The 13,345-nt window shown below is 67.4% G+C and carries 11 protein-coding genes; 2 read left to right on the top strand and 9 right to left on the bottom strand.

Annotated features, from left to right (window positions below):
• Positions 1–3: 3 nt before the first annotated feature.
• A complete protein-coding gene (locus BMX93_RS00905) occupies positions 4–2,289 on the bottom strand; it encodes an ATP-dependent DNA helicase RecG (RefSeq protein ID WP_091966714.1) in 2,286 nt (761 codons plus the stop codon).
• 204 nt (positions 2,290–2,493) lie between these two features.
• Between BMX93_RS00905 and BMX93_RS00900 the strand changes: the two genes are divergently transcribed.
• Positions 2,494–2,853 carry a Sec-independent protein translocase subunit TatA/TatB gene (locus BMX93_RS00900; RefSeq protein WP_245725647.1) on the top strand — a complete coding sequence of 120 codons (360 nt, stop codon included), beginning with the start codon at positions 2,494–2,496 and terminating at the stop codon, positions 2,851–2,853.
• Positions 2,854–3,192: 339 nt separating this feature from the next.
• On the opposite strand, the gene rpmB is transcribed toward BMX93_RS00900, so the two are convergent.
• Positions 3,193–3,378, bottom strand: a complete 186-nt coding sequence (rpmB, locus tag BMX93_RS00895; protein WP_091966712.1) for a 50S ribosomal protein L28 — start codon at positions 3,376–3,378, stop codon at positions 3,193–3,195.
• Positions 3,379–3,520: 142 nt separating this feature from the next.
• Complete coding sequence (locus BMX93_RS00890) at positions 3,521–5,206, bottom strand: ribonuclease J (protein ID WP_091966711.1); 1,686 nt, start codon at positions 5,204–5,206, stop codon at positions 3,521–3,523.
• Between the two features lie 78 nt (positions 5,207–5,284).
• Between BMX93_RS00890 and BMX93_RS00885 the strand changes: the two genes are divergently transcribed.
• Positions 5,285–5,821 carry a GNAT family N-acetyltransferase gene (locus BMX93_RS00885; RefSeq protein WP_245725646.1) on the top strand — a complete coding sequence of 179 codons (537 nt, stop codon included), beginning with the start codon at positions 5,285–5,287 and terminating at the stop codon, positions 5,819–5,821.
• 50 nt (positions 5,822–5,871) lie between these two features.
• On the opposite strand, the gene BMX93_RS00880 is transcribed toward BMX93_RS00885, so the two are convergent.
• The 6 genes from BMX93_RS00880 to BMX93_RS00855 all read right to left on the bottom strand — a co-directional run bounded on the left by BMX93_RS00880 (position 5,872) and on the right by BMX93_RS00855 (position 13,340).
• The gene (locus BMX93_RS00880; protein WP_091966709.1) at positions 5,872–7,614 is read right to left on the bottom strand and encodes a pyruvate dehydrogenase; all 1,743 of its coding nucleotides are present in this window, start codon (positions 7,612–7,614) and stop codon (positions 5,872–5,874) included.
• Positions 7,615–7,758: 144 nt separating this feature from the next.
• Positions 7,759–8,478, bottom strand: coding sequence for an LmeA family phospholipid-binding protein (locus BMX93_RS00875; protein WP_091966699.1), 720 nt, complete (start codon positions 8,476–8,478; stop codon positions 7,759–7,761).
• Positions 8,479–8,482: 4 nt separating this feature from the next.
• Positions 8,483–9,220: a 4-hydroxy-tetrahydrodipicolinate reductase gene (gene dapB, locus BMX93_RS00870; RefSeq protein ID WP_091966697.1), complete on the bottom strand. Its 738-nt coding sequence runs from the start codon at positions 9,218–9,220 to the stop codon at positions 8,483–8,485.
• Between the two features lie 144 nt (positions 9,221–9,364).
• Positions 9,365–11,578, bottom strand: coding sequence for a polyribonucleotide nucleotidyltransferase (locus BMX93_RS00865; protein ID WP_091966695.1), 2,214 nt, complete (start codon positions 11,576–11,578; stop codon positions 9,365–9,367).
• 414 nt (positions 11,579–11,992) lie between these two features.
• Positions 11,993–12,256: a 30S ribosomal protein S15 gene (gene rpsO, locus BMX93_RS00860; RefSeq protein ID WP_091966693.1), complete on the bottom strand. Its 264-nt coding sequence runs from the start codon at positions 12,254–12,256 to the stop codon at positions 11,993–11,995.
• Positions 12,257–12,410: 154 nt separating this feature from the next.
• Entirely contained in the window at positions 12,411–13,340 is a 930-nt protein-coding gene (locus BMX93_RS00855) for a bifunctional riboflavin kinase/FAD synthetase (RefSeq protein ID WP_091966691.1), read from the bottom strand.
• Positions 13,341–13,345 lie beyond the last annotated feature (5 nt).

Genomic DNA, 13,345 nt, shown 5'->3' with positions numbered 1-13,345 from the left:
CGGTCAGTCACGCTCGAGCCAGCTGGCCTCGCTGCGCCGGTGAACTGCGGCAACCATGTCGCGCAGGCCGTCGTCGGTCTCGAGCGTGCCCTCGGCATGGAGCCGCTGGGCCACGACCTTGGCGCGTTCGACGATGTCTTCGTCATCGATCACCCTGAGCAGGCGCAAGGTGCTGTGCCCGCCGGATTGTTCGGCGCCGAGCACGTCGCCCTCGCGACGCTGGGCCAGGTCGAGTTCGGCCAGCTCGAAGCCGTCACTGCTCGATTCCAGGGCGGCGAGCCGCTCGGCAGCCGGGGACTGGGGGTCGGCCCCGCTGACCAGCAGGCAGATGGCGGGTTGTCCGCCTCGCCCGATGCGGCCGCGCAGCTGGTGCAGCGCCGAGACGCCGAAGCGATCGGCATCGAGCACGACCATGGCGCTGGCATCTGCGATATCGACGCCCACCTCGACGACGCTGGTGGCGACGAGCACCCGGGGTGAGCCTTGGGCGAAGCCGCGCATCACCTCGCGTTTGGCGGTGGCGCTCAGCCGCCCGTGCATGAGCCCCACTTCGATTCCCGACAGTTCGTGACCACGCAGTCGCTCGTAGACCTCCTCGGCATTGGCTGCGCTGATGTCCGCCCTCTCACCGATCTCGTCCTTGGGGCCGATCCTGGGGCAGATCACGAAGCACTGGTGACCTGCCAGGGCCTCCTCTCGCAGTCGCTGCCACACCCGCGACAACCACCCGGGATGGACGGCGGTGAGCACGGCAGTGGTCTGCACCTGCCCGGCACCGCGCGGCCGCTCGGCGAGGGTGGAGACATCGAGGTCACCGAAGATGGTCATGGCCACCGACCTGGGGATCGGGGTTGCGGTGAGCACCAACTCGTGGGGCTGTCGATCGGCACGGTCGGCCAGCACGGCCCGCTGCTCGACCCCGAAGCGGTGCTGCTCGTCGATCACGAGCAGCGCCAGATCGGCGAAGCGAACGTCGGCGCCGAACAGGGCATGGGTGCCCACCACGATGCCGGCGCGTCCCGACGAGATCTCGGACAGCGCATGGCTTCGCGCCTTGCCATTCACCGAGCCGGTGAGCAGGGTCAGTGCAGTGGCCTGGGCCGGGGCGCCGAGCGTGCCGGCCTGCGCCAAGGGGCCCATCAGCGTCCTGAAGGTTGCCGCATGCTGTTCGGCGAGCACCTCGGTTGGCGCCACGAGGACCGCCTGATGGCCGGCATCGACTGCCGCGAGCATGGCGCGTAGCGCGACGACTGTCTTGCCCGAGCCCACCTCGCCCTGCAGAAGACGCTGCATGGGCGTACCGCGGGCCATATCGGCGGCGATCTCCTCGCCGACCCGGCGCTGGCCATCGGTGAGGCTGAACGGAAGCCCGGCGTCGAAGCCGTGGAGCAGCCCATCGGGCACTACGGTAATGGCAGCGGCATGATGCTTCGAGGCCTCGCTGCGGCGCAGCACCATGGCCAGCTGCAGGGCCAGGGCCTCGTCGAACTTGAGGCGGCGCCGCCCCCGTTCGATGTCCTCGGCATTGTCGGGCCGGTGCACCAGGCAGTACGCCTGCCATAGCCCGGCCAGCTGCTCGCCGGATCGCACCGCCTCGGGAAGGGGGTCGGCGATGCCCTTGAGAAGGTCGAGCCCGATGCCGACGCATTCGGCGATCTGCCAGGTGGGCAGCGCTGCGCGGGCCGGATAGATGCCGATCATGGACGACTTGCTCACCACCCGGGCGATCTGCTGGCGCTCGTCGGAGGCCTGTCCGACAACCTGCCCCTGGGCGTCGAGCATGATGAAGGTGGGGTGGGTCATCTGAAGTGCGCCCCGGAACTCGCCGATACGGCCCACGAAGATGCCGTGGTCCCCCATACCGAGCTGACGCAGCCAGTAGTCGACGATGTGCTTGCGCCCGAAAAAGGTGAGCCCGAGGAAACCCGTGCCGTCGGTAAGGCTGGCCTCCAGCCGCCAGCGGTTCTGGTCGCCGCGGATGGCCTCGGCCCCCCTGGCACCGACCTCGGCCACCACCGCAGCGCGCTCCCCCACCGTGAGGGTGCTCAGATCGGTGCGCTGGGTGCCCGACAGATAGTCCCTGGGCACGTAGTACATGAGGTCGTCGAGATCGTGCAGGCCCACGGCGGCGAGCACTTTCGCCGTTTTCGCACCGAAGACCTCGGCCAGCGGAGTGGCCAGCCTGGCAAATGTCTCGGTGCGGTAGGTGCTGACCCGTGAGCTCTCGGTGCCCCGGCGCCTGGCCGGCGCACCGGGTCCCCCCTGTGACTGCTCGGAGCTGGCTGCCATGGGCTCGAGCCTAGCCAGCAGAACGGACACTGAGGCGCGCAGGGCTTCCCCGCGCCAGCCCACCAGACACGCAGGGCTTCCCCGCGCCAGCGCTGCACAGCCGAAGGTGTGCCTGCGCACCGCATCGCCCATTCACAGCATCGGATGGCAGGGTCGGCCTAGCGGCACTATCGGGCCGCACATCTCTCCCGAGGAGGGAACGGTATGAACACAGCAATGCCAGTTCTCATGCTGGACAGCTGGCAGGATCTCCTGGTCCTGCTGATCCTTGCGGTCTTCTTGTTCGGCGGCTCAAAGCTCGCAGGTCTCGGCAAGTCCGCAGGCCAGGCGCTGCGAGAATTCAGGCAAGAGACCCAGCATCTCCAGACCAGTGCCTCGGCCACGACGAGCTCACCCGGTCTCAGCTCGCCGGACCAGACCACTGACGCGGAAGCGACTGCCGCCCCAGCGCCGGCCAGTACTGCAGCGCCGGCCAGTACTGCAGCGCAGACAAGCACCGGGGTGTCGGAGCGCGCTGGGATGCCGGCTTCCGCCGCTCCAGGGATCACCTCGCTGGGCAATTAGTCGCCCAGCGGCTGCACACGTAGGTCCTTGCGCCTGCCGCCGCGGGCGGGCACGTGTACACCCCGATGGGCAACTGCGCGCATCGCCACAGGGCGAGGGGCACTTCAGCGCCCGCACGCTCGCACCATGCCAGGGGCAGGGGCGGCCCCGTGCCACGCTCGAGGCTGCGCGGTCCTGCGAAGTCGGCGGGTCACGGCACAGAACACCGGGAGCCCATCCAGTCAGAACTGGATGGGCTCCCGGTGTTCGTGATCGCGCTGGGCTGCGCTGGCTACCCGCCGGTGCCAACTATTCGACGGTATTGGCTACCTGCCGGTGCTGGCTACCCAATGGGCTGGGTCAGCGGCTGACCTTGCCGGCCTTCAAGCAGGAGACGCACACGTTGAGGCGCTGGGGAGTGCCGTTGACAACGGCATGAACACGCTGAATGTTCGGATCCCAGCGACGATTCGTCTTCTTCTTCGACCACGGCACGTTGTGCCCGAAGCCGGGACCCTTGCCGCAGATCTCGCACACGGCTGCCATGGTGACTCCTTGACTCTTCGTGAATCTGCTGATGTGTGATGAATAGGACAGCGTCCTGGAGACGCAACCGGGCAAGTTTATCGTCTCGGGCCGCCGCCAGCCAAATCTTCCTGCCCCGAATCCGCCTCGATGTGCGTCCCGCTCATACCGGGATGACGACGGGGACGATCATCGGGCGTCGCCGATAGGTCGTGTTCACCCACTGCCCGACCACCCGCCGCTCGATCTGCTGGAGCCGGTGCACGTCGTCGACCCCCTCCCCCAGTGCCTGGCTCAGCGCGTCCTTGATGCGGACGGTGACCTCGTCGAAGATCGTCGGATCCTCCAGGAAACCCCGTGCCGACACGTCCGGGCCGGCCACGACGGTACCCGAACGCATATCGACCGCGCTGACAACCGAGATGAAGCCCTCCTCGCCGAGGATCCGCCGATCGGTGAGGCTGCTCTCGGAGACGTCACCCACGGTCGAGCCGTCGACGAAGATATAGGAGGCGTCCACCCGCCCCACAAGATGCGCCAGGCCCCCGCGCAGGTCGACGACATCGCCATCCTGGGCGACGATCGCCTGTGGACGAGGGACGCCGGTGGCGATGGCCAGCTCGGCGTTGGCCACCAGATGACGAGGCTCGCCGTGAATGGGCATCGCATTGCGCGGCTGGACGATGTTGTAGACATAGAGCAGCTCCCCGGCACTGGAATGCCCCGAGACATGCACGAAGGCGTTGCCTCGATGCACGACCCTCGCCCCGATCCTGGTGAGCGAGTTGACCACCCGGTAGACGGAATTCTCGTTTCCCGGGATGAGCGAGGAGGCGAACAGCACCGTGTCGCCCGGCACCACCGAGATCGCCGGATGCTCCCGGTTGGCGATCCTCGACAGGGCGGCCAGAGGCTCGCCCTGGGAGCCGGTGCAGATGATGACGACCTTCTCGGGCGGGAAGTCCGGCAGTTTCGACAACTCGATGAGCGTGTTCTCCGGCACCGTGAGATAGCCAAGATCTCGAGCGATGCCCATATTGCGCAGCATGGAGCGTCCGACATAGCAGACCTTGCGGTCGTGTTTGACGGCCAGATTGAGGATCTGCTGGACACGGTGCACGTGGGAGGAGAAACAGGCCACCACGATCTTCTGCTTCGACTCGGAGAAGACGCGCTCCAGCGAGGGCAGGATGTCGCGCTCAAGGGGCGTGAAGCCGGGCACCTCGGCATTGGTGGAGTCGGCCATGAGCAGGTCCACGCCCTCCTGCCCCACCCGGGCAAAACCGCGCAGATCGGTGATCCGGCGATCGAGCGGCAGCTGGTCCATCTTGAAATCGCCGGTGTGCAGCACTGTGCCGGCACTCGTGCGGATGCACACGGCCATGGCGTCGGGAATGGAGTGCGTCACGGCGAAGAACTCCAGCCCGAAGCCGCCCAGCTCGACTCGGTCGCCCTCCCGCACGGTGTGCAGCATGGCGTCGCGCAGCCGGTGCTCACGCAGCTTGCCCTCGACCAGAGCCAGGGTCAGCTTGCTGCCGTACAGCGGTATGTCCACCCGTTGACGCAGCAGATAGGGAACCGCGCCGATGTGATCCTCGTGGCCGTGGGTGAGGACGAGCCCGACGACGTCGTCGAGCCTCTCGCTCAGGTAGTCGAGGCCGGGCAGGATGAGGTCGACACCGGGCTGGTTGTCCTCGGGGAAGAGCACGCCGCAGTCCACCAGCAGCAGTTTCCCGTTCAGCTCGAAGCAGGTCATGTTTCGCCCCACATCGCCCAGGCCTCCCAGCGGAATGATCCGCAGGGTGTCCGGCTTGAGCTTGGGTGGGGTCTTGAGTCCGTCAAGTGGCACGGAACAACCCTAGCCGCCCTCGTCCTGCGCGCGGGCGCGCGGCACGGCGGCCCGGACCCTCGGAACTATCCTGGGCCGGTGAACGAACAGCCGGATTCCGATGCGGGCTTCGTGCGCCTCGCCATGCCCGCCGAGGCCACCCGGCTCGCGGCCCTGCAGCGAGAGGCCTGGTCACAGGGGGGCCTGGCCGAGTTCCTGCCCAGCCCATCGCAGGTGGCGAACAGCTGGAGGGAGGCCATCGTGCATCCTCCGCTCGCCAGTTACCGGCTGCTCGTGGCAGTGGACGCGATGAAGACCGAGCCCATCGGCTTCGTCGCCGTGGGGCCCAGCGACGATCCGGATGCGGGGCCGCGCGATGGGCTGGTGGGCGAGTTCGTGGTGAGTCCCCGCCATCGGGGCGCGGGCCACGGTTCGCGCCTGCTGCACGCCGCGGTGGACACCCTCGCGGCTGACGGTTTCGTCCGCGCCACCTGGTGGCTGTTGAGCAACGACGACGCGCTGCGTGGTTTCCTCACCAGTGCGGGCTGGGGTCCCGACGGCGCTCACCGGGAGATCGGGACGCCCGATGGCAGCATTCGGCTCAGGCAGATCAGAATGCACACGGGGATCGCCTGATCGGGCAGAACCCGGATCGGACGATCCCCGTCGTGGGCCGGAGCCGGAACTCAGGGCCTCGGAATATTGCGCATATTCGAGGTGGCCATGCTCACCACCTCGCCGGCTCCGCGATTCAGCACGACCTTGCTCATGGCGGTGGCGAAGCCGATGAGCATCTCGCCCGTGATGGTGGGCGGCAGGCTCAGGGCATTCGGGTCGGTGATGAACTCGACGAGCGCCGGACCATCGGCAGCCAGGGCATCGGTGATGGCGCCGCGCACGCGCTTGGGATCCTCCACCCGCTCACCATGGAATCCCATGGCGGCAGCAACCCCTGCATAGTTGACGTCGTGCACATCGGTGCCGAAGTCGGGCAGGCCGGCGACGAGCATCTCCAGCTTGACCATGCCCAGCGTGGAGTTGTTGAAGACCATCACCTTGATCGGCAGGTTGTGCATGCGGGCAGTGACCAGCTCGCCGAGCAGCATCGACAGTCCACCGTCGCCGCTGACCGAGATGACCTGACGCCCGGGGTGCGAGGCCTGGGCGCCGATCGCCATCGGCAGGGCATTGGCCATCGAGCCGTGCAAGAAGGAGCCGATGAGACGGCGGGTGCCGAGCGGATCGATATAGCGCGCCGTCCAGACATTGCACATACCGGTGTCGGCGGTGAAGACGGCGTCCTGGTCGGCGACCTCATTGAGCACGTGGGCCACGAACTCGGGATGGATCGGCTTGAGGTTCTCCGCATTGCGGGTGTAGGAGCCGACCGGGGCCTTCATGATCTTGGCATGGCGCTTGAGCGTGGCCTGCAGGAAGTGATCGTCGCGACCCTTGTCGATCTTGGGCGTCACCGCCGTGACGAGCGCCTTGACATCCGCCTGGATGGGGAAACTGACGTCAGTGCGCCGGCCGAGCTTCTCGGCCTCCCTGTCGACCTGGACAGTCAGCGTGTCGGGAAGGAACTGGTTGTAGGGGAAGTCGGTGCCCAACATGAGCAGGACATCGGCGTCGTTCATGCCCTCGGCTGCAGCCCCGTAGCCCAGCAGGCCGGTCATGCCGACATCGAAGGGATTGTCGTACTGGATGAAATCCTTGCCGCGCAGGCTGTGACCGATCGGGGCATTGAGCGCCTGCGCCAAGGCGATGACCTCATCATGAGCGCCCTGCACGCCGTAGCCGGCGAAGATCGCCACCTTCTTGGCCTTGTTGAGCAGCGCGGCAAGGTTCTCCACGTCCTCGGGTGCGGGCTCGAGCACGGGATGGCGCGCCTCGCGGTAGATGGGCGTGGGGGCAGAGGCCTGTTCAGCGGAGATGTCACCGGGAATGGTGAGTACCGAGACGCCGTTGAGCGAGATGGCGTGACGGATCGCGGAGTTGACCACGCGCGGCGCCTGGGCAGGATCGGAGATCATCTCGCGGTAGACCGAGCACTCGAGGAACAGCCGGTCGGGGTGGGTCTCCTGGAAATAGCTCGACCCGATCTGAACGCTGGGAATGTGCGAGGCGATGGCCAGCACGGGGGCACCCGAACGCTGGGCGTCGTACAAGCCGTTGATGAGATGCAGGTTGCCCGGGCCGCAGGAGCCGGCACAGACGGCGAGCTTGCCGGTGAGCTGTGCATCGGCCGAGGCGGCGAATGCGGCTGCTTCCTCGTGACGCACATGCACCCAGTCGATGCCGCCCTTTCTCGAGCCGCCCGTCTTCCGCACCGCATCGACAATGGGATTGAGGGAATCACCCACGATTCCGTAGATCCGAGTGACACCGGCATCGACGAGTTGCTGGACGATTTGCTCGGCTACATTCATGTGCTTCTCCTGGCCACGGATTCCGTTGACAATGAGCCCACCCCCACAGGCGAGACCGCCCGTACAACCATGTGAGGATCGGCGGTATTCCAGCCCTCGTCACGCACTCGGCGAATCGGCAGCGGCTGATCCACGCGATCTGGCTCAGCGAAGCTGCGAAAGCGACAGATGCTCGCCGTGCACGTCCACCGTGACGCCCCGGGCATCCACCGAAAGACCGGAATAACCCAGACCCGTCGGCAAGGCCGGCAGCACGAGCCGCGATCTCAACCGGTTCACCGCCCCGGAGACGATCTGCGGGGGAACCTGCACGCCCGCCACCTGCGCGCCGGGGCCGTCAAGAACAAGCTGGCCTGCGGCATCGCCCAGCCGCAGGCCGGCCACGATCCTGGCCTGCACCTCGGTGCCGAGCACGCTGAGCGTCGTCTGGGCAGCCACCTGGCCCTCACCTGCCAGCGAGAGCTGCACCCCGGTCAGCCGGGTGAGCGTGTCCCAGCTGATCACCACCTGGGCATCGGCCACCCCGATGCTGGCGGACGACAGATTGCGGATCGGTGCCACCCCGCGCACGCGCACCGAGCCCTCGCGCACCGCGACCTCGCGCGAGCCCACCGGCAGCGTGGCCGAACCGATCGACAGCCGGGCAGAGCCCAGCTCGTTGCGGGCCACCGAGACCAGGAAGGGCCAGCCTCCCAGGTGCACGGTGACCGGTGTGGACGATCCGATCTGGCTGGTCACCTGGGTGGAGATCCGGGACTCGGCCCGGATCCGCACGACCTGGTCCGCCGCGAGGAAGGCGATGATCGCGGCAACAAGAGCCACCACGAGCACGCGTGGTCGGCGACGCCGAGTTCGCACGGACATCGGCTCAGGACAGCCCGAGGATCTCGTCCATGCCCACCGTCAGGCCAGGACGATCCGCGACGGCGCGGACCGCGGCGAGTACGCCCGGCATGAAGGAAACCCGATCGTAGGAGTCGTCGCGCACCGTGAGGGTCTCGCCGCTCGTGCCCAGCAACACTTCCTGATGGGCGACCAGCCCCTGCAGGCGCACCGAATGAACGGGAACTCCGTCGACGCGGGCCCCGCGGGCCCCGTCCAGGGCATGGGCGGTGGCATCGGGCATGGCCGGGCAGCCGGCCTCCCGACGAGCGGCAGCTATCCGCTGGGCGGTGCTCGCAGCAGTCCCCGAGGGCGCATCGAGCTTGCGGGGATGGTGCAGTTCGACGATCTCGACGGAGTCGAAGAAGGGAGCTGCCTTGGCGGCGAATGCCATCATGAGCACTGCCCCGATCGAGAAGTTGGAGGCGATGACGATCCCGACACCCGGTGCGTCGGCGAGCCAGCCACGTACCTGGACCAGCCGTTCATCGGTGAACCCGGTGGTGCCCACCACGGCGTGGACCCCGTGCTCGGTGCACCAGCGGATGTTGTCCATCACCGCATCGGGTTGGGTGAAATCAACCATCACCTCGGCCTGCTCGGCGGGTGCGCGATCATCGCCCAGCCCCAGCCGCGCCACCAAGTCCATGTCCTGGGCATCCTGCACCGCCTGGCAGACGGTGGCCCCCATTCGACCGCTGGCCCCGAAGACACCGACCTTCACTTTTCCCCCTCGACTCGCCACGGGCAGACACCCGGCGCCGCCAGATTACCCGGATCGGCTGGCTGTTCGGGTCATGCCCCCTGTCACTGCGGGCCGGGCACCCGAGGTGCCCGGCCCGCAGTGACAGGGACAGGGGGAAGGAGCTCAGGCCTGTTCGGCGAGTTGCTCGCTCTCCACCACCGGGGCGAGCGAGAGCTTGCCTCGGTCGTCGACATCGCTGATCTCGACCTGGAGCTTCTGCCCCACCGAGAGCACGTCCTCGACGTTCTCGACGCGCTTGCCGTCATTGAGGCCGCGCAGCTTGCTGATGTGCAGCAGGCCGTCCTTGCCGGGAAGCAGCGACACGAAGGCGCCGAAGCTCATGAGCTTGACCACCGTGCCGAGATAGCGCTCGCCCTTCTCGGGCATCGTCGGATTGGCGATGCCGTTGATCATCTGGCGGGCGGACTCGGCGGCCTCGCCGGTGTCGGCACCGACGTAGATGGTGCCGTCCTCCTCGATGGAGATGTTGGCGCCGGTGTCGTCCTGGATCTGGTTGATCACCTTGCCCTTGGGCCCGATGACCTCGCCGATCTTGTCGGTGGGGATGTGCAGGGTGAGGATGCGCGGCGCGAAGGGGCTCATCTCGTCGGGCGTGTCGATGGCCTCGTGGATCACCCCGAGGATCGTATGGCGGGCCTCGCGGGCCTGCAGCAGGGCGGATGCCAGGACATCGGCGGGGATGCCGTCGAGCTTCGTGTCAAGCTGCAGGGCGGTGACGAATTCGCTGGTCCCGGCGACCTTGAAGTCCATATCGCCCAGCGCGTCCTCAGCTCCCAGGATGTCGGTGAGTGCCAGATAGGTGGTCTGGCCATCCTCGCCGGTCTGCGACATGAGGCCCATGGCGATGCCCGCCACCGGAGCCTTGAGCGGCACGCCAGCGTTGAGCAGGGCCAGGGTGGAGGCGCAGACCGAACCCATCGAGGTGGACCCGTTCGAACCGATCGCCTCGCTCACCTGGCGGATCGCGTAGGGGAATTCGTCGCGAGTAGGCAGGACCGGGACGATGGCACGCTCTGCGAGGGCGCCATGGCCGACCTCACGCCGCTTGGGCGAGCCGATCCGGCCGGTCTCACCGGTGGAGTAGGGAGGCATCTCGTACTGGTGCATGTAGCGCTTCGTGTGGGTGGACCCGAGCGTGTCGAGCTTCTGCTCCATGTCGAGCATATTGAGCGTGGTGATGCCCAGCACCTGGGTTTCGCCGCGCTGGAACAGGCCCGAACCGTGCACGCGCGGGATCACGCCGACCTCGGCGGACAGCGCCCGGATGTCCTTGGGACCACGCCCATCGATGCGCACGCCCTCGCGCAGCACCCGGGTACGCACGATCTTCTTCTCCAGTGCCTTGAAGGCAGCAGAGATCTCGCCCTCTCGCCCCGCGAAGCGCTCGTCGGCCACCAGCTCGTCGCGGATGGCATGCTTCAACTCGCTCTCGGCCTCCTGGCGTTCGAGCTTCGCAGCAATCTGTTCGATCCTGTCGAGCTTCTCGGCGCCGAGCTCGTTCACCTTCTGCCAGACATCGTCCTCGTACTCCTTGAAGATCGGGAAGTCGTAGGTCTGCTTGTTGATCTTGGCGGCCAGCTCGGCCTGCGCATCGCACAGCGTCTTGATGAAGGGCTTGGCGGCCTCGATACCGCCGGCCACGACTTCCTCGGTCGGGGCGGTGCGCCCGGCGCGCACGAGTTCCCAGGTGGCCTCGGTGCTGCCGGCCTCGACCATCATGATCGCGACGTCGCCACTGGTCAGGACGCGCCCGGCCACGACCATCGAGAAGGTTGCCTCGGCCTCCTGCTCCACGCTCGGGAAAGCGACCCACTGGTCGCCGATGAGGCTCACGCGGGTGGCGCCGACCGGGCCGCTGAACGGCAGCCCGGAGATCTGGGTGGACATCGAGGCCGCATTGATGGCCACGACGTCGTACTCGGCCTGCGGGTTGAGCGCAAGCACGGTGATGATGATCTGGACCTCGTTGCGCAGGCCCTTGCGGAAGGCCGGGCGCAAAGGACGGTCGATGAGACGGCAGGTGAGGATGGCGGACTCGCCCGGACGCCCCTCGCGGCGGAAGAAGGAGCCGGGAATACGCCCGGCGGCATACATCTTCTCGTCGACGTCGACGGTCAGCGGGAAGAAGTCGATCGCTTCGCGAGGGGTCTTCTGGGCCGTGGTGGTGGACAACAGCATGGTGTCACCGTCAAGGTAGACGGCTGCGGAGCCGTCGGCCTGACGAGCGAGCTTGCCCGACTCGAATCGGACGACGTGCTTGCCGAACGAGCCATTGTCGATGACGGCCTCGGAGTACATGAGGTCTGGTCCCTCCATGGGATTCCTTTCGTGAGGGAATCGCCTCTGGCATCAACGTCCGCAGAACCGGTCTTCGATCGAGGTCAGCGGGCGGATCCCGCAAACCACCACCGAGGACCGAGGCCTGAGCAGGCGTTCATGACAGCGGCGTCTGAACTGTGCGCCTGTCGGCACACCCGGACAAGACTAACCGAGGTGCGCCGGAAATCCCACGCCGCACCCGGCCTGGGCGGTTCGCGGGACCATCTGCCGGGCCGGTGAATCCGGCGAAGAACAGCCGTGGACCACCCACCGCGACGGCATAGCGCAAGAGTGGGCCGCCCCTACCGGGACGGACAACGCAAGAGTGGGCCGCCCCTACCGGGACGGACAACGCAAGAGTGGGCCGCCCCTACCGGGACGGCCCACGGACGGACGACGACTGTGCCAGGCTCAGCGGCGCAGACCCAGGCGGCTCACGAGAGCGCGGTAGTGGTCGATGTCTTCCTTGGCCACGTAGTTGAGCAAGCGGCGACGCTGGCCGACCATGAGCAGCAGGCCGCGGCGGCTGTGATGATCGCCCTTGTGCTCCTTGAGGTGCTCGGTCAAGTGCGAGATGCGCTTGGTGAGCAGCGCGATCTGGACATCGGGGGAGCCGGTGTCACCCGGATGCGTCGCGTAGTCCTCGATGATCTTCTTCTTCTCGGCGGCGTCCATGCTGGTCGCTCCCCTTTCCGTTCCCGCTGCGCGGCGCTGTCCCGCCCTGGATGTGAACAGCTCTTGGTACTCCGCGGCCGATCGACGGCAACTTCGGAATTCTATCAGCAGTCGCTCCGACGAAGGGAATCGACCGGCCGTGCCGTCACCGGCGTCACACCGAGCCCAGCTGCGCCCCCGACAGTACGGCGCGGGTCTGCTCGACATCGCGGTCCATCTGGGCAACGAGCTCCTGGACGTCGCCGAAGCGCAGCTGGCCTCGCAGCTGGCTCACGAAGTCCACTGCGATGCGCACGCCATACAACTGGAGATCGGTCCGGTCCAGCACATAGGACTCGACCCGGCGCTCCACTCCGTCGAAGGTGGGATTGGTTCCCACGCTCACCGCGGCCGGAAGAGGCTGGGCAGGGGTGTCCTCGAGAACGGTGAGCCAGCCCGCGTAGACGCCGTCGGCGGGGCAGGCGAGGTCGTGGAAGACCGGCAGGTTCGCGGTGGGGAATCCCAGCGAGCGCCCTCGCTGGTCGCCGAGCAGGACGACTCCGCTGAGCCGGAACCACCGGCCCAGATGCCTGGCGGCCAGGCCAACGTCGCCTTCGTCCAGAGCCGTGCGGATGAGGCTGGACGAGCTCGGGCGTTCGCTGATCTCCAGCAGGTCGAGATCGATCACCGGGATCTGGGGGCCCAGCAGTTCGCGAAGCACGGCGGGGTTGCCGCGCGCGCCGCGTCCGAAGGTGAAGTTGGAGCCCACGACGACGGCCGCCGGGTCGAGCGGGCGCAGCACGGTGTCGACGAAATGGGCGGGCGACCACGCGGTGACCTCGCGGTTGAACTGCACGACCCGTACCTGGTTCGCGCCATAGCGCTTGAGCAGCTCGATGCGCTCCTCCAGGGTGCACAGCAGCCGAGGTGCCCGATCCGGGGCGAGCACGGTCATCGGATGCGGCCACAGTGTCACCGCGATGACCGGCAGCGCCGGGCCGGCTTCACCCAGCTCCTCGGCCAGCCCGACGGCCTTCGCCAGGAGCACCTGGTGGCCCCGGTGGACTCCGTCGAAATTGCCGATGACTACCACTGATCGCGGCATCGTGT

The sequence above is a fragment of the Propionibacterium cyclohexanicum genome, assembly GCF_900111365.1.
Classification (GTDB): domain Bacteria; phylum Actinomycetota; class Actinomycetes; order Propionibacteriales; family Propionibacteriaceae; genus Propionibacterium; species Propionibacterium cyclohexanicum.
The sequence above is the reverse complement of the archived record's forward strand: the minus strand, read 5'-3'. Positions and strand labels throughout refer to the sequence as shown.